Annotated in this window: 14 protein-coding genes; 7 read left to right on the forward strand and 7 right to left on the reverse strand. The window is 33.9% G+C overall.

Going from position 1 to position 20896, the window contains the following annotated elements; genetic code table 11:
- Window positions 1-52 precede the first annotated feature (52 nt).
- From QLS71_RS04795 to lspA, 6 genes are all read left to right on the forward strand, one after another.
- On the forward strand, window positions 53-949 hold the full coding sequence (locus QLS71_RS04795; RefSeq protein WP_308990780.1) for a dihydrofolate reductase: 897 nt from the start codon (window positions 53-55) through the stop codon (window positions 947-949).
- A 104-nt stretch (window positions 950-1053) separates the two neighbouring features.
- Entirely contained in the window at window positions 1054-3279 is a 2226-nt protein-coding gene (locus QLS71_RS04800; RefSeq protein ID WP_308990781.1) for a DUF6807 family protein, read from the forward strand.
- A gap of 63 nt (window positions 3280-3342) precedes the next feature.
- Complete coding sequence (locus QLS71_RS04805) at window positions 3343-4899, forward strand: FAD-dependent protein (protein ID WP_308990782.1); 1557 nt, start codon at window positions 3343-3345, stop codon at window positions 4897-4899.
- A gap of 7 nt (window positions 4900-4906) precedes the next feature.
- On the forward strand, window positions 4907-5467 hold the full coding sequence (locus tag QLS71_RS04810; RefSeq protein ID WP_308990783.1) for a sugar O-acetyltransferase: 561 nt from the start codon (window positions 4907-4909) through the stop codon (window positions 5465-5467).
- Between the two features lie 44 nt (window positions 5468-5511).
- Window positions 5512-6393 carry an ACP S-malonyltransferase gene (gene fabD / locus QLS71_RS04815; protein ID WP_308990784.1) on the forward strand — a complete coding sequence of 294 codons (882 nt, stop codon included), beginning with the start codon at window positions 5512-5514 and terminating at the stop codon, window positions 6391-6393.
- Window positions 6393-6923 (forward strand): signal peptidase II, encoded by a 531-nt coding sequence (gene lspA / locus QLS71_RS04820; protein ID WP_308990785.1) that lies wholly within the window; start codon window positions 6393-6395, stop codon window positions 6921-6923. The genes fabD and lspA overlap by 1 nt, the downstream gene beginning before the upstream one ends.
- A 95-nt stretch (window positions 6924-7018) precedes the next feature.
- Here lspA and galE read toward each other — a convergent pair whose 3' ends face one another.
- Entirely contained in the window at window positions 7019-8044 is a 1026-nt protein-coding gene (gene galE, locus QLS71_RS04825; protein WP_308990786.1) for a UDP-glucose 4-epimerase GalE, read from the reverse strand.
- A complete protein-coding gene (locus QLS71_RS04830; RefSeq protein WP_308990787.1) occupies window positions 8037-9170 on the reverse strand; it encodes a DegT/DnrJ/EryC1/StrS family aminotransferase in 1134 nt (377 codons plus the stop codon). The genes galE and QLS71_RS04830 overlap by 8 nt, the downstream gene beginning before the upstream one ends.
- 150 nt (window positions 9171-9320) lie before the next feature.
- Between QLS71_RS04830 and QLS71_RS04835 the strand changes: the two genes are divergently transcribed.
- Window positions 9321-10556 carry a glycosyltransferase N-terminal domain-containing protein gene (locus QLS71_RS04835; protein ID WP_308990788.1) on the forward strand — a complete coding sequence of 412 codons (1236 nt, stop codon included), beginning with the start codon at window positions 9321-9323 and terminating at the stop codon, window positions 10554-10556.
- Between the two features lie 11 nt (window positions 10557-10567).
- Here the strand turns inward: QLS71_RS04835 and QLS71_RS04840 are convergent, their stop codons facing one another.
- The 5 genes from QLS71_RS04840 to QLS71_RS04860 all read right to left on the reverse strand — a co-directional run bounded on the left by QLS71_RS04840 (window position 10568) and on the right by QLS71_RS04860 (window position 20829).
- Window positions 10568-13000, reverse strand: coding sequence for a glycoside hydrolase family 2 TIM barrel-domain containing protein (locus QLS71_RS04840; protein ID WP_308990789.1), 2433 nt, complete (start codon window positions 12998-13000; stop codon window positions 10568-10570).
- A 202-nt stretch (window positions 13001-13202) separates the two neighbouring features.
- Window positions 13203-14528, reverse strand: coding sequence for a xylose isomerase (gene xylA / locus QLS71_RS04845; protein ID WP_308990790.1), 1326 nt, complete (start codon window positions 14526-14528; stop codon window positions 13203-13205).
- A gap of 223 nt (window positions 14529-14751) precedes the next feature.
- Window positions 14752-16239, reverse strand: a complete 1488-nt coding sequence (locus tag QLS71_RS04850) for an FGGY family carbohydrate kinase (RefSeq protein ID WP_308990791.1) — start codon at window positions 16237-16239, stop codon at window positions 14752-14754.
- A gap of 3 nt (window positions 16240-16242) precedes the next feature.
- Window positions 16243-17259, reverse strand: a complete 1017-nt coding sequence (locus tag QLS71_RS04855) for a GntR family transcriptional regulator (RefSeq protein WP_308990792.1) — start codon at window positions 17257-17259, stop codon at window positions 16243-16245.
- Between the two features lie 237 nt (window positions 17260-17496).
- On the reverse strand, window positions 17497-20829 hold the full coding sequence (locus QLS71_RS04860) for a VCBS repeat-containing protein (RefSeq protein ID WP_308990793.1): 3333 nt from the start codon (window positions 20827-20829) through the stop codon (window positions 17497-17499).
- Between the last annotated feature and the right edge of the window lie 67 nt (window positions 20830-20896).

Below are 20896 nucleotides of genomic sequence, written 5' to 3' on the forward strand. Positions count from 1 at the left end.
TATCTTAAAGAATCACTAAAAAGCAGTAACTTTACCCTTATTTTCAAGTATTATGTTCGGTAAAAAGAAAAACATCCCACAAATAGATAAAGACCAATTAGAGCTTATTGAAAATGCTCAAAAGCGTGTCAAACAAAAAAAGCGATTATACATTCATTTTGTTGTGTTTTTAATAGGCGCAGTATTTTTAATAGTAACGAATACCCTTTTAGGAGTAGGTGAAAATTTCAAAATTCTAGGCTATGATTGGTTTTTATTTGCTATTTTATTTTGGCTATTCTTATTTGTCTATCACCTTTTCAATGTATTTATTACGCATAAATTTATGGGCAAAGCTTGGGAACAAGCTCAGCTTAACAAGCTAGTTTCTAAACAGCAGCTTGGTATTGAAAAATTGAAGCAAAACCTTCCTAAAGAAGTAAGTACTATTCAAAAAAATGCTGTTATTGATGCTCCAAAACAAACACTTACAATAATTGTAGCCACAGCCGAAAATGATGCCATAGGTAAACACAATAAATTAATTTGGCACATAAGTGATGATTTAAAACGATTTAAAAATCTTACAAGCGGACATCATATTATAATGGGGCGTAAAACGTTTGAAAGTTTTCCTAAGCCACTACCAAACAGAACACATATAGTCATTACAAGAAATCCCAATTACCAAGTTCCGGTTGGAGTTGTACTTGTGAATTCTTTAGAAGCTGCTATTAAAGCGTGTGCAACCGATCCACAACCTTACATCATTGGTGGTGGTGAAATTTATAAACAAGCCATTCTAGTTGCCGATAAAATAGAACTCACGCGCGTACACGAATCATTTCCAGCCGACACCTTTTTTCCTAAAGTTGACAGCTCCATTTGGAAAGAAACAAATTCAATTTTTCATAAAAAGGATGAGAAAAATGAATTCGATTTTACGTTTTTAACTTATGAAAGAAAATAGTTATTACATAATATAATTATAGATTTCAATAGATGTTAGTATTTAAGAGGCTGTAATAAATAGGTTTATAAACGTGTTTAAAAGCTTTTCATTAAATTTGAAGCATGTTAAAAGCATTAATCTATTTTTTTTTATCACTATCTATTACATCTTGTGCTTCAACAGGAAAATGGGCTAGCAAAGTTACAAAAAGTAACATAAGTTATAAAGTAACTGATTCTAATGAACCCATTAAAGATTTCACAGGTAATTATCTAACCGTTATTTACCTTGAAAATTTGATGTTTAATAAAATAGGCCAAAACAGCCATAAAGAAGATGTCGCTTGGTTACTTTCTCAAGCCTATCGGGTTATAGAACTCGATTATGCAAAAAACAAAAAAGCATCTCCTATAAATATAAATCAAGATATTATTGCTATCAATAATGCGATTGCTTCTGGTGAATTTTGTGGAATTAAAAACTGTTCCACATCCAAATCATATATTTTGTTTGAAGGCTATCGAATAGCTCGCAATGTACCTTATTTTGAAGACGACCCAGCCGTTTACAACACTCCAACCGAATACATTAAAGGAGATATGCTCCACATGGATATTATCTATCCTGCAAATGCTATAGTAAAAGTACCTACTGTCTTATCTTTTTCGTACAGCAATAGCTATGCAACTTACGATGCCAACAAAAAGGAGCTAACAGATGCTCATAAAGATTTCAGGATGTTTCTCCCTTACACCTTTGCCGGTTTTAACGATTCCTTTTTAGAAGGTGCTCCCGCACACGGTATGGCATGGGCAATTGCCGACCACCCAAAATACGCGGCTTGGGGAAGTGGCAAACCAAGTAATGGTAAAAATGACACCTACAAATCCTATCAAGTCAATCCCGATGCAGCTCAAAAAGTAAAATCTGCCATTCGAACATTACGCGCTAAAAGTGAAGAATTAGGTCTTTCAGGAAAAATAGGTATTTATGGCTTTTCACGTGGCGCTTCTGCAGGTTCTATGGCTATTGGAGATAAAACTGTTGCTGAATTTGAGAATACAGGTTTTAATATAGGAATTAATGATGATGTACAGGCTGCAGCATTAGGTCCAGGAGTTTTCGATTATACACAAATATACAACACCACTGATGATGGCGATTCAAATCTTGAAATCAGATGTCCTTGGGCTTGGGGACGTTTAAAAGATAATTACGAATTATGGCAAACTATGGGTGCTAGTTTTTTGGTAGAATCGTCCAAAACGGCTCCTACACTTTTCTTTTACAATACAAACGACGATGCCTATTACCACGACCAAATCACTCATTTTAAAGCAAAACTAGACTCACTTAACGTTCCTACTTCAATGTTAATAAATTATGGTATTGGTCATGCTGTTCCTCAAACTACTGAAGATTTAAATGAACTGTACAATTTCTTTAAAAAACACCTAAAACCTTCAACTGTTGAAGTCATTATAAAACCCAATGTTGTTTCTTTTATTGAAAATAAAGACAACATTTTAAATTATCAAATAACTGAAAAATCTTTAAATGGCGCATACAAACGATCGAATTATATCCACCCACTTTACACGTTAGATGGTGATATTCTAACAGAAGATTTCCCCGAAGACCATCCCCATCACAGAGGCATTTTTTGGGCTTGGCATCAATTATTCGTTGGAGACAAACGTATTGGTGATGGTTGGGAAATTCAAAACTTTAGTTGGGATGTAACTTCTGTTGAAGAACTTAAACAAAAAGACGCTTCTAAAGCAATTGAAGCTGAAGTGCTTTGGAAATCGAACCAATGGTTAGATGTTCATGGCAATGAAAAGCCACTGGTTAAAGAAACTACTACCATAAAAGTATATCCCAAAGAAAAAAATTACCGCCAAATTAATATCGAAATTTCTTTACTTGCCTTAGAAGAAAACATACGAATTGGAGGTTCTGAAGACGCAAAAGGTTATGGTGGATTTTCCCCAAGAATTAAACTAACAGATGATGTTATTTTTACAAGTTCGGAAGGACAAGTAACACCTACAAATTTGCCTCTAAAAGCAGATTCTTGGATGGATATTTCTGGAGCTATAGGTAAAGATGGAAAACAAGTTGGACTAACCATATTGTGTCATCCGAACAACCCCCAGCCTTCAAACCAATGGATATTACGTACTAAACGGAGTATGCAAAATGCCGTGTACCCCTACCCTGGAGCCATTCCTGTACCACTATCCACTATTCAACCTACAATTTTACGTTATTGTTTAATTGTCCACAATGGTAGTATTAACACCATAGATATACCTATCATTTATAAAGACTATATAAAACAATAATTTATTAAATAGCTTTCATTAGATATTGAATAAATCCAATAGTATTTTCACTAATTTTGCTCCATGATAAAAGAACTTCAGCTTCGTATTTCACTTAAAGAAGAAGAGCGTAGTGATATTTTGGTGCAAAAAGCGTCACATATCCTTGATATTGACAAACAAGATATAACAGGAATTAAAGTACTTCGTAAATCCATTGATGCTCGAAAACCAAAAATCATCTTCAATTATAAAGTTGCCGTTTATATTCGAGAAGTTTTACCTAAAACATCCGAATATCAATTTAATTATAAAAATGTTTCAAAAGCAAAATCCGTTCACATTATCGGATTTGGACCTGCAGGTATGTATGCTGCATTACGCTGTATTGAACTAGGTTTTAAACCCATTGTTTTAGAGCGTGGTAAAAATGTAAAAGACCGCCGCCGCGATTTAAAAGCCATCAATCAAGACCATTTTGTGAATGAAGATTCTAACTATTGCTTTGGTGAAGGCGGTGCTGGAACGTATTCTGACGGGAAATTATACACCCGAAGTTTAAAACGTGGCGATGTGCGTCGCATTTTTGAAAATTTAGTGTTTCATGGTGCTACCGACCAAATTTTGGTCGATGCGCACCCACATATTGGCACCAACAAACTACCCCAAGTCGTACAAAATATTCGCGAAACTATTTTAAATAATGGTGGTGAAATTCATTTTGAAACCCGCGTGACCGATTTCATTATAAAAAATAATAAAATACAGGCCATTCAATTAAATAATAACAACGAAATGCCTGCCAACCGTGTTATTTTAGCAACAGGACATTCAGCACGTGATATCTATTATTTACTTCATAAAAAAGAAATTGCTCTAGAAGCTAAATCGTTTGCAATGGGTGTTCGTGTCGAACATCCACAACATATTATAGATTCCATTCAATACCATTGCAGTGATGAACGCCATGAGTTATTACCAGCAGCCTCCTACAGTTTGGTGCAACAAGTAAACGAACGTGGTGTATATTCCTTTTGTATGTGCCCAGGTGGATTTATAGTTCCTGCTGCTACTGCTAATGGGGAAGTAGTGGTAAATGGCATGTCACCTTCGAAACGCAACAACTTATATGCTAATTCGGGTATTGTGGTTGAGATTGATGTACACAGAGATTTACCAAAATACGAACAATTCGGAGCCTTAAAAGGATTGGAATATCAAAAGAATTTAGAACGCATGGCTTTCACCGCTGGCGGAAGAAGTCAAGCAGCACCGGCACAACGTTTAACAGATTTTGTTGAAGGGCGATTGTCAGCTAATTTGAACCCTAGCTCCTACCAACCTGGTTTAAATTCAGCACCTTTACATTCCTTATTACCTAAATTAATAGGTAGCAGACTGCGAAAAGGCTTTGAAGCATTCGGACAAAAAATGAAAGGTTACTATACTTCCGAAGCCAATATTATAGGTGTAGAATCTAGAACTTCATCACCCGTTTGCATTCCAAGAAATGAAAACTTAGAGCATCCTCAAATTGAAGGCTTATTCCCTTGTGGTGAAGGTGGTGGATATGCCGGCGGCATTGTTTCCGCTGCTATGGATGGTGAACGTTGCGCTGAATCTGCTATAAAAAACCTATAATTATTTTATGACTGAAAAAGAAAAAATGTTGGCAGGCGAATTGTACCGTCCAACAGATCCAGAATTAACAGAGGCACGACACCGCGTCCGCTTATTATTTCATAAATTTAATAGTTTAAGTGAAGTCGATTTAGAAGAACGCCAAAAAATATTATATCAAATTTTTGAAAATGCTGGAGACAATTTATTTGTAGAACCGCCTTTTCATTGTGACTATGGAAGCAACATTAAAGCAGGAAAAAACCTGTTTATAAATTTCAACTGTTGTATTTTGGATGTTGCACAAGTAACCATTGGTGATAACTGTATGTTTGCTCCTCATGTTCAAATTTACACCGCCACACATCCACTAGAATTTAAAGCTCGAAACAGCGGTAAAGAACTGGCCAAACCAGTAACCATAGGAAATAATGTTTGGATTGGTGGAAACGCTACCATTTGTCCAGGTGTTACTTTAGGTAACAATGTGGTGGTTGCAGCTGGCGCTGTTGTTACTAAAAGTTTTCCTGATGACGTTGTTATTGGTGGTAATCCGGCTAAAATTATTAAAACCATAGATAATCGCTAAAATTATAATTCTTATTTTTGCAACACTTAAAAATTAACCAATTTATGAACGCATATATATTTCCCGGTCAGGGCGCTCAATTTACAGGAATGGGTTTAAACCTTTACGAAAACTCGCCTTTCGCTCAAGAATTATTTGAGAAAGCAAACGCTATTTTAGGTTTCAATATTACAGACATTATGTTTGAAGGAACTCCAGAAGCTTTAAAAGAAACGAAAGTAACACAACCTGCCATATTTTTACATTCGGTCATACTTGCTAAAACTTTAGGTGCTAGTTTTAAACCTGATATGGTTGCTGGTCACTCATTAGGGGAATTTTCCGCCTTAGTTGCTAACGGTGCTTTAACTTTTGAAGATGGTTTGAAATTAGTATCGCAACGTGCTTTAGCCATGCAAAAAGCTTGTGAATTACAACCAAGCACAATGGCTGCTGTTTTAGGTTTAGAAGATGCTATTGTAGAAAAGGTGTGTGCAGAAACTGAAGGGGTTGTTGTTGCTGCTAATTATAATTGTCCAGGACAATTAGTGATTTCTGGTGAAGTTGAAGCCATAAACAGAGCTTGTGAAGCCATGAAAGCCGCAGGTGCTAAACGTGCTTTAGTATTACCTGTTGGTGGTGCGTTTCACTCACCTTTAATGGAACCTGCACGTGAGGAACTAGCAGCTGCAATTGAAAACACGACTTTCAGCAAACCAAACTGCCCAATTTACCAGAATGTGACTGCCAATGCCGTTATTGATGAAGCCGCCATAAAAGCAAACTTAATTTCTCAATTAACAGCTCCTGTACGTTGGACACAATCCGTACAACAGATGATTACAGATGGTGCCACTTTATTTACTGAAGTAGGTCCTGGAAACGTTTTACAAGGTTTGGTCAAAAAAATAAATAGAGAAGCTCAAACGGCTTCAGCAAGTTCATAATGAAGTTTACAAAACGTAATATATATATAGTATTAGTAATTGTTATTACAATTGCTATCGACCAAATTTCTAAAATACTCGTTCGAACGAGTATTCAGCCACGTAATGAATTTCAACCTGGTGAACGCATCTCCGTTATTGGAGATATGTTCATTATGATGAATGTTGAAAATACAGGTGCTTTTTTAGGCATGGGTAGTGATTTAAACCCAACTCTTAGAATCATCTTGCTACTCATTTTACCCATTCTTGTTCTCGGGTTTGTTTTACGTCATATTTTAAAAGATACTTCTATTGATAAATGGTCGCTTTTTGCTTTTGCCAGCATTATTGGTGGTGGCATCGCCAATGTTTACGATCGTATTGTATATGGTTCTGTTACCGATTTCTTCTTTATTGATTTGGGCGGTGTATTTAGAACGGGTATTTTTAATATGGCAGACTTATCGGTAACCACAGGTATGATTATACTAGTATTTGTTAGTTTTGGAAAGAAAAAGAAAGACGAAGACATAGAACAGACGGCTTAAAAAATTCAATTATTAAAAACAAGCATATCTTATTGAAAACAAAAAGGCTGCAAAATTTAATTTGCAGCCTTTTTTGTTTATAGTTTCAAAGTTAATTACTTTTCGCCTCTTACTTTTTGTTCCCAATTCCATGCAGAACGCATCGCGTCATCCAACGATAATTTTGTTTTCCAACCCAATTCATTATTAGCCTTGGTAGTATCGGCATAAGCTGAAATAATATCACCTTCTCTTCTACCTACTATTTTATAATTTAATTTTTTACCAGACACTTTTTCAAAAGATTTCACAACTTCTAAAACCGTACTTCCTGTACCTGTTCCTAAATTAAAAGTCTCGTAATTGGCTTTATTTTTATTATTCAGTAATCGTCCAAGTGCTACTACATGTGCGTTCGCTAAATCGACCACATGAATATAATCGCGTATACAAGTTCCATCTGAAGTTGGATAATCATCTCCAAACACAGACAATTGCTCACGTAACCCAATACCTGTTTGCGTAATAAAAGGTACTAAATTTTGAGGCACTCCAATTGGCAACTCACCAATATTAACAGACTCATGCGCTCCTACTGGATTAAAATAACGCAATGCAATCGCTTTAAGACTTGGTGTTACTTTACAAGTATCGCTAATTATTTCTTCACCTATTTGCTTTGTGTTTCCGTAAGGTGACTCCGCTTGTTTTACAGGCGCATTTTCTGTAATAGGTAACTCGTCTGCTTGTCCATAAACGGTACATGACGAACTAAAAATAAAACTCGCTTCTGGCAGTTTTTTTAATTCTTTTAGAATGTAAACCAAAGTACTTATGTTGTTTTCATAATACAATAAAGGTTCTTTTACACTTTCGCCAACTGCCTTACTAGCTGCAAAATGAATCACTCCTTTTATATCGCTATGCTTAGCAAAAAAAGCTTCAACACCCGATCTATCTTTTAAATCTAATTTTTCAAAAAGTGGTTTTTTGCCACTAATAGAAGTAATGCCATCTAACACGCTTATGGATGAATTTGATAAATCGTCGATAATAACAACTTCGTAACCTTCCTTTTGTAATTCTACAACAGTGTGAGACCCTATAAAGCCTAAACCACCTGTAACTAATATTTTATCCATTTATAAAGTTTATAATTGTTGATGTAATAAATTCTATTTGTTCATCATCCAATTCGGTATGCATGGGTAATGAAATAACATTTTTAACTAATTGATTGGTAACAGGAAAATCGCCTTCATTATATCTTGAATCCTCATATGCTTTTTGCTTATGAAGTGGTATGGGATAATACACACCACAAGGAATTCCTTTTTCATTTAAGTGCTTTACCAACGCATCTCTATCAACATCTTTTACTTGTAATGTATATTGATGAAACACATGTGAATCCCCATCATCATTTCTATAAGGAATCATGATCTCTTTTATATTCTTAAAAGCGGCATCATATGCATTAGCTGCTTTTATTCTTTTTCTATTGTAAGTGTCTAAATTTTTGAGCTTGATATCTAAAACAGCTGCCTGCACACTATCTAAACGTGAATTAACACCAACAACATCGTGGTGGTAACGTTCGTACATGCCATGGTTTACAATACCTCGAATGGTATGTGCTAAATCATCATCATTTGTAAAAATAGCTCCACCGTCTCCATAACACCCTAAGTTTTTAGATGGGAAAAATGACGTTGATGCCACATGTCCCATAGTTCCTGCTTGTGCTTTTGTACCATTTTTAAAAGTATAAGTGGCTCCAATAGCTTGTGCATTGTCTTCTATTACGAATAAATTATGTGCTTTGGCAATCTCCATGATAGCCTCCATGTTCGCACATTGTCCAAATAAATGTACTGGTACAATCGCTTTTGTTTTTGGAGTAATGGCTTTTTTAATGGCTTCAATATTAATATTAAAATCATCTGGATTTACATCAACTAAAACGGGTGTTAATTGCAACAAGGCAATTACCTCAACGGTTGCAGCAAAGGTAAAATCAGCAGTTATAACCTCATCACCTGGTTTCAATCCTAATCCCATCATAGCAATTTGTAACGCATCCGTTCCATTAGCACATGGAATGACGTGTTTTACATCTAAATATTGCTCTAAATTCTTTTGAAATTGGTGAACTTTAGGACCATTAATATAGGCCGTTGTTTCTAAAACCTCTAGGATGGACGTGTTTACAAGGTCTTTAATCTCGTCATATTGACCTTTAAGGTCAACCATTTGAATTTTCTTCATCTAAAAAATGTCAACTTCTATGGTGTTGCAATAATAATAGTAACAAACTTCCATATTATGAGTTAATAAGCTACGAAATTACAAAATTAGTACACGGTAACCAATGAAATTATTTTAAAGAAATGTATTTTAGCCTTAAAGAAAAAAGAATTGAGTTTTATTTATAACATTGGTATCCATCTGGCTCATTTTGGTTTAAAATGCGTAGCGCCATTCAACAAAAAAATTAAAAGTGGTATTGTTGGAAGACAAGATACCTTTAATATACTGAAAAGCAATTTAAAACCAACAGACAAAACACTTTGGTTTCATTGTGCATCTTTGGGTGAATATGAACAAGGACTTCCTGTTTTCAAAGCACTTCGAGACCAATATAAATCACATAAAATTGTGCTTAGTTTTTTTTCACCATCGGGTTACGAAATTCGAAAAAACTCGCCTGTTGCAGATGTTGTAGTTTATTTACCATTAGACACGAAAACAAATGCAAATCAGTTTCTAGATTTAGTAAATCCCGAACTCACCGTTTTTGTGAAGTACGATATTTGGCCTAATTTCTTAAATGAAATAAGAGAAAGAAAGTTGAGAGCTATTTTAATTTCGGCTGCATTTAGAGAAAATCAAACATTTTTTAAATTTTATGGTAATCCATTAAGAAACGCTTTATTTGCTTTTGAACATATTTTTACCCAAAATGAAAATTCGAAAAGATTACTTGAATCTATAAATTACAATAAAGTTACTGTTTCGGGCGACACGCGTTTTGATCGTGTTTCCAGTCAGTTAGAAATAGATAACACTCTAGATTTTATTGAAACCTTCAAACAAGACAAACTTTGTGTGGTTGCTGGTAGTACTTGGCCTGAAGACGAAAGCTTACTTGTGAATTTTATTAATTCTGAAGCCTCAAAAGATGTGAAATTTATTATTGCTCCACATAATATTAAATCGGCCCAAATAAAAAATATTCAAGAAAAACTAACGGTTAAAAGCATTCTGTTTTCTGAAAAAGACAACGAACAACTTCAAACTGCACAAGTATTTATTATTGACACTATTGGTATTCTTTCGAAAATTTACAGCTATGCAAACATTGCTTATGTTGGAGGAGCTATAGGCACTACAGGTTTGCACAATACTTTAGAACCAGCGGTTTTTGGCATACCAATTATTATTGGGAACCAGCATTCAAAATTTCCTGAAGCGCAGGAAATGATAGATAATGCTGGCATGTTTTCTATTTCAAATCAGAACGAATTTAATGTTATTCTAGATGATTTAATTAAAAATAAACAAATGCGATTACAATCTGGTTCTCATAATTCAAATTACATTAAAAATAATCTAGGTGCTGTAACTAAAATATTGAGGTACTTAGAATTGTAGAAAAAACATTTCTATAATTCATTTTTTGAAACCAAATTCAATTTCCCGTTTTGTAAACCTTTACCAGACACCAACAGTTCTATATTTCCTGTTTCATTCGTAGATTGTATTATAACAACCAACTTACCACTAAACAATTTCATGGTTGGTTTGTGAAATATTTCCAATGAAGTTGCATCACCGTTACATGCTGCTCTATAGGTTCCTTTTCCTTTAACTTTGAATTTTAACTGATTTGTTGCATTTGGACAAGGAATACCATTTTTATCTACTACAGAAACCTCAACATAAGACAAATCCTTACCATTCGATTTAATCGTTTTTCTATCTGGATTTAATATGATTTTATAGGGTTTTCCAGCTGTATGTATTTCTTTTTCTGAAACGGGATGACCCTCATCATTAAAAGCCACAACTTTTAATGTTCCTGGTTCGTATCTCACATCCATCCACATCAATCGATACCTGTTTTGTGGGCTGGCATTGTTCTTTTTCTGAATCCCCATGCTTTTGCCGTTAACAAAAAGTTCTGCACTATTATAACTCGTATAAACAAAAACAGGCGTGACTTCACCTTCACGACCTTTCCAATTCCAATGCGGCAGGATATGCAAAGTTTCGTTTGTAGTGTTCCATCTACTTCTATATAAATAAAAACGATCTTTGGGCAGCCCTGCTAAATCTGAAATCCCAAAGTACGAACTACGTGATGGCCAACTTTTATCGTAAGGTGTTGGTTCTCCTAAATAATCAAAACCAGTCCAAACGAATTCACCAATTACCCACGGTTTATCATCTTGCAATACAAAATCTTCATCTGGTATGTTAGACCAACTGCAGGCTTCCAAATCATAGGATGAAGATTGAAAATCGTCATATTGTTTATTTTTTTCTTGAACCACAGGGAATTTATAAATACCTCTTGAACTTACTGTTGATGCCGTTTCTGAACCTAAAATAAATCCTTGTGGAAATTTTTCATAAGCATCTTCATACAAATGAACACGATAATTGAGTCCTGGCACATCTAATAACACCCCAAAACCGGATTCCATAGTCGCTTTAACTTGATCCATACCAACCGTAACAGGTCTTGTTGGATCTTCTCTGTGAAAAATATCTTGAAGCCATTTAGCACGTTTTACACCTTCACTTCCTCGCTGATCAGGCACTTCGTTCCCTGAACTCCACATAACTATAGAAGGATGATTTTTAGTAGCTTGTACTAAATTTATAATGTCTCTTTCGGCATAATCTTCAAAAAAACGATGATATCCGTTTTTTACTTTTGGTTTAGCCCACTCATCAAAACTCTCTGCAAGAAACATAAAACCCATTTCATCACACAATTCTAATTGTTCAAATGATGGCATATTGTGAGAACTTCGAATAGCATTACAGCCCATATCTTTTAAAATAGTTAACTGTCTGCGTAATGCAGCTGTGTTTATCGCAGTTCCTAAAGGACCTAAATCGTGATGTAAACAAACCCCTTTAAACTTTCTTACTTCACCATTTAAACTAAAGCCTTTATGAGCTTCATATTTAATATCTCGAATACCGAATCGGGTAGAAACTTCATCTTTCAACTCATTATTCACAAATAGCTGCGTTACAGCTTTATATAAATACGGTGTTTCTGGGCTCCATAATTGCGGATTTTCAACTTTTATATTCTGATCAAATTCGTTTTCAAACTTAACTAATGATTTATCATAACTAACTTGCTTTCCGTCTGTATCAAAAATAGTTGTTTCCAGAAATCCATTTTTAACTGACACTTTTGTTTTTACATTTACTTTGGCGACATCCTCATTAATAAAAGGAGTTGTAATTGAAGTTCCCCATTGATTAATGCTTTCTTCATTTTTAATGATCAAACTTACTTTTCTATACAAGCCTGCTCCTGGATACCATCTCGAAGCATATTCTTTATTGGTTAATTTTACAGCTAAAGTATTATCACCTGTTTTTAAAAATTCAGAAATATCAAAATAAAAATAACTATAACCATAAGCCCATTCTCCCACTTTTTTACCATTTAAATAAATTTGTGGTTCGCTCATCGCTCCTTCAAAAAGTAAAATGACTTTTTTTGTTACCTCCGATTCAGAAATAGTGAATTCATTCCTATACCAAGCCGTTCCAATATGTGGTAAAGCGCCTGTTCTCCCTGTTTTTTCTGAAGCTACAGTTTCTCCATTCTGAACAATTGCAACATTTTGCTTATCTATTTCTTTATCAAAAGGCCCATAAATTGCCCAATCGTGAGGTACATTTACGCTTTCCCATTTGGAATCATCGAAATTTATTTCAAAAGCATTTTCTGAATTTCCTTTTTGAAATTTCCAATTGGCATCCAACTCTTTAACTGTTCTTACTTGTGAAAAAATGACTTGTGAAAAGATTAAGAATGTTAGAAGAAGACATTTGTATTTTTTCATATTACGCTTAACTATTATTAACCTACGAATATATTGAATAAATTGCTTTTTTATAGCATGATGAATACTGAATTACCTAACAGTATGTAGAAAATAAAGGAGAGATTACTTAATAAGACATTTGTAATTGTAGTAAAATTAATTCAACAAAAAGGCCGCCAAATGGCAGCCCTTTTTTAACAATTAATTTTTAATTTAAAAGCTATACATATTGATTTATAATATTCTCGAACAACTCTTGTTTACCACTTGTTAAAGACAATTCTCCGTTTTCTTGAGCTATTTTATATAAATCTTGCAAACTTAATTTACCTGATTCGAAATCTTTTCCTTTACCAGAATCGAATGATGCATAACGCTCTGTTCTAAGTTTGTCGTAAGATGAAGACGTTATAATTCTATCAGCAGTTAATAAGGCTCTTGCAAACGTATCAGCACCTCCAATGTGGGCATGAAATACATCTTCTAAATCGGTAGAATTTCTTCTAATTTTAGCATCAAAATTAATACCACCACCTTGTAAACCACCTGCTTTTAGGAATACCAACATCGCTTCAGTAGTTTCTTGAATGTTATTAGGGAATTGATCTGTATCCCATCCGTTTTGATAATCACCACGATTGGCATCTAAACTTCCTAACATGCCTGCTTTGGCTGCCACTTCAATTTCATGTTGAAAGGTATGTTGTGCTAATGTTGCGTGGTTTACTTCAATATTTATTTTGAAATCTTTATCTAAACCATATTCTTTTAAGAACCCGATAGCTGTTGCTGTATCAAAATCGTATTGGTGTTTTGATGGTTCCATAGGTTTTGGTTCGATGAAGAAGTTTCCTTTAAAACCATTGGCACGTGCATAGTCTCTACACATAGTTAAAAACTGCCCCATGTGGTCTAACTCACGTCCCATATCGGTATTCAATAAGGTCATATAACCTTCACGACCACCCCAGAACACATAGTTTTCGCCATTAAGTGCCATAGTCGCATCTAAAGCTAATTTTATTTGGCCCCCTGCTCTTGCAACCACTTTAAAATCTGGATTGGTAGAAGCACCGTTCATGTAGCGCGGGTTTGAAAAACAGTTGGCTGTACCCCAAAGTAATTTCACGCCAGAATCGGCTTGTTTTTGTTTTAAATACTCGGTGATGGTTGCTAATCTGCTTTCAGATTCTGCGAATGTTGATCCTTCTTGGATTAAATCGTAATCGTGGAAACAGTAGTAGCCAAATCCCATTTTTGTGATGAATTCGAACGCTGCATCCGCTTTATCTTTAGCTGCTTGAACAGCATCTGAAGATTTATCCCATTCAAAATTTTGTGTTCCTGGACCAAATGGGTCACTACCTTGCCCACAGAACGTATGCCAGTAAGCTATTGCAAATTTAAAATGTTCACGCATGGTTTTACCTGCAACCACTTGGTCTGGGTTGTAGTATTTAAATGCTAATGGGTTATCTGATTCTTTACCTTCAAACTTAATGTCTCCAATACCTTTGTAGTATTCTTTGTTTCCTATTAATGCCATGTTTTAAATGTTTATTTGTTGATTTGTTGATTCGTTTATTTGCTGTTCCTTTTTGCGTTAGGGATTGTAGTGAAAATCCTTTTTAAACTTAGATATAATTAACTTTGAGGCTAACTAAAAACGAACAGATTGCTTCGGCGTCTCTCCTCGCAATGACGTTTAAAAAGATTGCAACGTAAAGCCCGACCCTTGTGGTAACGCCCAAATGTTTATTTTCTATTGATTATTTTTTATTTATTATTATTTCTAATTCGTTTTTCCAGTTGGTATAGGCTTCTTGGTATGCACTTTTGTCTTTGAATGGCATGAAAGTCATCACGTGATCGTTATCAATAATGGCTTTTCCAAAACTTTCGAAATCACCTTTATGTAAATTGGCGGCACGTGCAGCACCAATGGCACCTGTAGTATTATAAATTTCTATTTCTTGTTCTATTAAAGTGGCTACAGTATTGGCGAATATTTCGGAACGGAATAGATTATCGTTTCCTGCCCGAATAACGGTTGGTTTGATGCCATCGGATTTTAAAATTTCCATACCATACACAAATGAAAAGGCAATGCCTTCTAAAGCAGCACGACACATATGCCCTTTGTGGTGATTGTTTAGGTTTAGATTTACGATTCGAGTGCCTATTTCTTTGTTATTCAGCATGCGTTCGGCACCGTTGCCAAATGGAATTAAGCATACGCCATCGGATCCAACAGGAATTTCGGAAGCTAGATTGTTCATTTCTTCATAAGAACTAACTGCCAAATTGTTTAACAACCAACGGTATTGAATGCCCGCACCATTAATGCACAATAGTTTTCCTATTCTTGCATCGGATCCTTTTTTATAATTGACATGTGCAAAATTATTTACGCGCGCACTTTCTTTGGCAGATAAACTATCGGTTACCGCATAAAAAACGCCCGATGTACCACCTGTGGCAGCCACTTCACCTGGATTAAATACGTTTAAAGATAGTGCATTGTTTGGCTGATCGCCCGCTCTATAATAAATAGGTGTTCCTGCAGCAATACCGCTTTCAGCTTCACCTTTAGCATCGACAACCGATTGAACACCGAAGGTATCAACAATATCAGGCACCAAAGCTTTATCGATACCGTAATGCTCTAACAGAAAATCGGCAATATCATCTTTCTTAAAATCCCAAAAAATGCCTTCAGACAATCCTGAAATTGTTGTATTTATTGTGTTTGAAAATTTATAAGCAATATAATCACCCGGAAGCATGAACTTATAAATGTTTTTATAAATTTCAGGTTCATTCTCTTTTACCCATTTTAATTTTGAAGCCGTAAAATTAGATGGTGAGTTTAGAAGGTTTGTTGCACATGTTTCTTCGCCAATTGTTTCAAAAGCTTCATTTCCCGTTTCTACGGCTCTACTATCACACCAAATAATACTTTTTCGAAGGGGGTTTCCATTTTTATCAACAATAACCAAACCATGCATTTGATATGAAATACCAATGCCTTTTATCTGGGCTCTTGTTACATTATGTTGCTTTTTTAATTTAGCAATGGCTTTACAAGCATGTTGCCACCAATCGTTTGGTTTTTGTTCTGCCCACCCATTTTTTTGAGCAAACATACCCATTTCTTGTTCGGGTTCTTGCACAACGCCTAAGCTTTTGCCTGAAGCAACTTCAACAAGTGCAACTTTTATGGAAGAACTTCCTATGTCTAATCCTAAATAGTACATGATTTATAATGATTCTCTTAATATTAATTTAGTTGGTATATATGTTTGAATTGAAACATCCTGATTAATGAATTCTGCGGCCTTCTCTCCAAGCGTTTTAAAATCGGTTGAAACTACCGAAATGCCTTTGTAGATAAATTTTTTCATCGGGGTTTCATTGTAAGATAAAAAGCCCACGTCGGTACCTGGTTCAAAATTGTTAATTTTGCATTGCTCTAAAAAAACTCCGAGAATTCGATCGCTCACACTTATGTAAGCATCTCCTTTAACAACATTAAAGCCGGATGCATTAGTAATGATTTTACATTTGAATTTATAGGCTTCACAAAACTGTTTAAAGTAAGCAACTGACTCTGTGGGATGCTTGGTAAATGTTGGATACACAAAAACCAGTTTTTTATACTTCTTAAATGGAATAATAGCTTCTTTTAAAGCTTCGGAAAATGCATTTCCAAAATCTTGAAACACATAATTATTGGACCCTTTTGAATGTATATTCCAGTCGATTAATAATAACTTGTCATTATCAAAATCGGACAACACATTAGGCACTTCTTTATGATCGAAAGTCATTACCACATATTTAAAGTATTTACCTTTACTATTATTTAAAATGGTTTTGAAATTATTGATGTTATAATGATGAAATTGCACATCTACAATCACTTTTTTAGGCAAATTATTTATGAAAGCATGATATAAAACTTCTTTATAAGCTTTAAACGTATCCAAAACTAAAAGTACTTTACTAGTATCGTTAGCCACATAATACCCTTTATTCGGCACAGATTCCACGACATCATTATCTTTTAAAATAGAATACGCTTTAAAAACGGTATCTCGAGATAACTTATAGTCTTTACAAATAGCATTAACAGAAGGCAACGCATCACCACTAGACAGCGTATTATTAGCAAGCGCATCGTTAATGGCATTTACTAATTGTTGATACCTAGGTATCTCGCTGTTTATATTAATATCAAAAACCATCAAACCGTTCTGTTCTGTTCTGGTTTGCAAATATAAATAATTTTTTTATTTCATAAACATATTTTGTTTTAAAATATGATATGTCGGTAAATTAAAGAACAAAAAAACCTTAGTAAAATTTCGAATAATTTTATTAGTGAAGACTAAATTATTTAATAACTAACTTTATAAATAGACATAAAATTATTCACATAGAAAATTAAAGATGTGGAATTTAATGTCTTCTATTTAAGACTATCATTAACAAATAACTAAACACAAAACATTTTATAGCCTCTTGTTATTACTATTAATTTGAATAAATTTAATTGCATCGTTATTATTAGCCACTATTACCATTTGTTTTTTTCCAATTGTAATAAAGGCCAAGTCTTTAACATCTTTAGGAGTGTAAAAACCACTATTCTCAATACTAATTGGCGTAAAAGTCCCATTACCTTTTCCTGCTAAAAACATTCCCGTTCCTGCATCGTTTCTTGGTGTTTCAATTTCAGAAGCATACAAATTACCCGCTGCCAAAATATCTAAATTACCGTCTTTATTAAAATCTTTTACCAATAATTGATTAATACTAGAAAACTGGATCAGATTTGGCAACTTATGTAAAATAAACGTACCCTCTTTATTTTCTATATAGGTTGTAGCAAAAGTATTAACTTGATAATGAAGGGAATTTTCCAACTCTTCATCGCCATACACATCTACTAAAGTTGCTTCGGCAAATTCATTATATGTTTTAAATTTATTTTTAATTTCACTAACTTGAGAAGAAGAACAAGAACGCCCCCTAACTGGATATTTTTTCCCTTGGTTGTAATAACTTAAAACAATATCCATTTTTTGATTATTATCAAAATCGTTAAAATAAATATCGAATGTTTCTTTATTTGACGATTTGTATTTGTAATTAAGACCTAAGTTTCCTGCAACAAAATCTATGTCGCCATCATTATCAAAATCACCACTTGCTAAACTAAACCACCAACCCGTAGTATTTTTTAACCCTAAACTTTCTGACACCTCTTTGAAACCCTTTCCTTTACTGTTTTTAAATACTCGAATGGGCATCCATTCTCCTACTACAACTATATCCAACCAACCATCTTTATCCACATCTACCATGCTGGCGGCTGTAGCCAAACCAAGTTTAAGAAACTCAGGAGCTAATTTACTGGTAACATCTACGAACTTTGCCACTTTACCGGTGCTTTTGTTTTCTAACAAATAAGTTTTTGCTGGTGAAGGATAATTACCTGGAACGAGTCTACCGCAAACTAATAAATCTTGATCTCCATCTTTATCAAAATCAAATTTATAAACTCTTGAACCACTTGTAAACATTTCAGGAAGTGCTTCTTTAGATATGAATAAATTACCTAATCCATCATTTATATACAATCTATCTTGAAGTAATTTTGAATTGGGTTCAAATTCATTTCCCCCACTAACCACATACAGGTCTAAGTCGCCATCATTATCAGCATCAAAAATTATGGATCCCATATCTTCTTGTTGTTTTTCATTTTCTAAAGCAAATTCTTTTTTATCAAAACCTCCTTTTTTGTTCTGGTAAAACAAACCGCTTTTTTGATTAGAAGCTCCGCTAATAAAAAAATCATCTAACCCATCTTTATTTAAATCACCTACTGATACATAAGGTCCAAAATTGGATGTTTTATGTGGTAATAAAATTTCTTTTTTATAATCATCATAATTATTTTCAACATGTACAAATAACGAATCCAACCCAGTTGTTTGAGAATTAAATAAAGTATTGGTATTTAATGCTGTTGTAATTTTACTTAACCCTGCATCCCTATAATTTAAAGTAATGGTTTTATTAACAGCAAGCTGAGTTAATCTTTGTGTTTTACCATCTGGCCATTCCACTATAAGCGTATCAATCTTTTTAGCATTACCCATACCAAAATGCAATAGGGGTGCCATTGAAGAAATATAACCATGTTCTAAACTTAATTCCTGAAATTGACGTAACCCTTCACTTATAACCGTACATTTTACACCAATACCCCTAGAGTTAGTGGTCGTTCCATTAAACTTCAATGCTGTATAATTAGCATTAGAAATATTATTGTTTTTAAAAATTACAGCCTTATCGTCTAAATTATTTAATACAATTTCTAAATCGCCATCGTTATCTAAATCTACATATGCTACCCCGTTAGTAAATCCTTCAAATTGCAACCCCCATTCTGTGTTAATTTTTTGAAACGTTAAATCTTTTGAATTTCTAAAAACAAAATTATCTGTTTTCTCTGAGGGGATTTTTAAAGTATTCTCTAGCCCTTTATCTTCTTCATTTTTTCCAAATGCAGTTTTAGATTTTTTAATTTCGTTAAAGAAATCAGTATTATTAATTTCTCGTCTTGTTCCATTAGAAACAAATAAATCTTTCCATCCATCATTATCTAAATCTGCAAACACAGGTCCCCAACTCCAATCTGTTGTTGAAACATTTGCCATTCTAGATATATTATTAAATACAGGCGCACTCGTATTGTCTAAAATCCCTGTATTTAATTGTAAAGAGTTGTGCATGTATTGATAATATAGTCCTGAATTATAAGTATCCCAAAACACTTGTGGATTCATGCTTGCCATATTGGATTTAGACCGTTTATTGGTGGAAGCATCCATATCTACTTGAAAAATATCTAAATATCCATCATTATTAAAATCTGCTATATCAGCTCCCATACCATATAATGATGTATGCTTTACAGATTGTTCTAAAGTATTTCTAAAAGTACCGTCTCCATTATTTATATAGCAAAAGTCAGCACTAGCAAAATCATTACTTACATAAATATCTTTATATCCATCGTTGTTTAAATCGCTTACATTTGCACTTAATGACAAGCTATAAGATTGTACTCCTGCCTCATTTGTAACATCTGTAAATGTATTATCGCCATTATTTTTATAAAGGTGATTTGAATGTTGTGGCAGTGCGTGTCTTATATGCTGTTTAAAAACTTCTGGACTTGTTCTAAATGGTGTGATGGGGTAATTCGCGACATACAAATCTAAATCCCCATCATTATCATAATCAAAGAATATACTTTGAGTACTATGTCCTTTATCAGCAATACCATATTTTTCAGCTTCTTCTTTAAAAGTCAAATGCCCCTTAGCGTTTATACCTTGATTAATTAAAAGCTTGTTAGGACATTCTTCATTTTTACCAGAAACACTTAAATAAATATCGAGCCAGCCGTCATTATTTATATCTACTGTGGTAGCACCTAAAAACCAATCTTTACCCAAACCTGCATTCGCTTCTTCAGTAACATCTTCAAATTTTAAATCACCCTTATTTAAATAGAGAGCGTTTCTAACCATATTACCTGTAAAATACAGATCCTGCAAATTATCATTATTAAAATCACCAACAGCAATACCGCCTCCCATATAAATGTATGGGTAGTTAAAATAATTTAAGGTATCTGATTCTGTTAAAGTATTTTCAAAATCTATTCCTGATACTTTTGAACTTAATAATGTAAACTGTTTTTGCTCAATATTTTTTGAACAAGAAACTATAAAAATGAGAAGCAAAAAACTCTTAAACAATTTCATAATGAGACTAATTTTTGGGATTAAACTAATATAGCAAATCCTGTATAGCAAGTATACAGGATTAACT

Source organism: Mariniflexile litorale, from assembly GCF_031128465.2.
Classification (GTDB): Bacteria; Bacteroidota; Bacteroidia; order Flavobacteriales; family Flavobacteriaceae; genus Mariniflexile; species Mariniflexile litorale.

Coding starts and splice junctions, on each gene's coding strand:
- fabD (WP_308990784.1), top strand. CDS start 5,512: ATGAACGCATATATATTTCCCGGTCAGGGCGCTCAATTTACAGGAATG.
- QLS71_RS04805 (WP_308990782.1), top strand. CDS start 3,343: ATGATAAAAGAACTTCAGCTTCGTATTTCACTTAAAGAAGAAGAGCGT.
- galE (WP_308990786.1), bottom strand. CDS start 8,044: ATGGATAAAATATTAGTTACAGGTGGTTTAGGCTTTATAGGGTCTCAC.
- QLS71_RS04840 (WP_308990789.1), bottom strand. CDS start 13,000: ATGAAAAAATACAAATGTCTTCTTCTAACATTCTTAATCTTTTCACAA.
- QLS71_RS04800 (WP_308990781.1), top strand. CDS start 1,054: ATGTTAAAAGCATTAATCTATTTTTTTTTATCACTATCTATTACATCT.
- QLS71_RS04850 (WP_308990791.1), bottom strand. CDS start 16,239: ATGTACTATTTAGGATTAGACATAGGAAGTTCTTCCATAAAAGTTGCA.
- QLS71_RS04860 (WP_308990793.1), bottom strand. CDS start 20,829: ATGAAATTGTTTAAGAGTTTTTTGCTTCTCATTTTTATAGTTTCTTGT.
- lspA (WP_308990785.1), top strand. CDS start 6,393: ATGAAGTTTACAAAACGTAATATATATATAGTATTAGTAATTGTTATT.
- QLS71_RS04810 (WP_308990783.1), top strand. CDS start 4,907: ATGACTGAAAAAGAAAAAATGTTGGCAGGCGAATTGTACCGTCCAACA.
- QLS71_RS04830 (WP_308990787.1), bottom strand. CDS start 9,170: ATGAAGAAAATTCAAATGGTTGACCTTAAAGGTCAATATGACGAGATT.
- xylA (WP_308990790.1), bottom strand. CDS start 14,528: ATGGCATTAATAGGAAACAAAGAATACTACAAAGGTATTGGAGACATT.
- QLS71_RS04795 (WP_308990780.1), top strand. CDS start 53: ATGTTCGGTAAAAAGAAAAACATCCCACAAATAGATAAAGACCAATTA.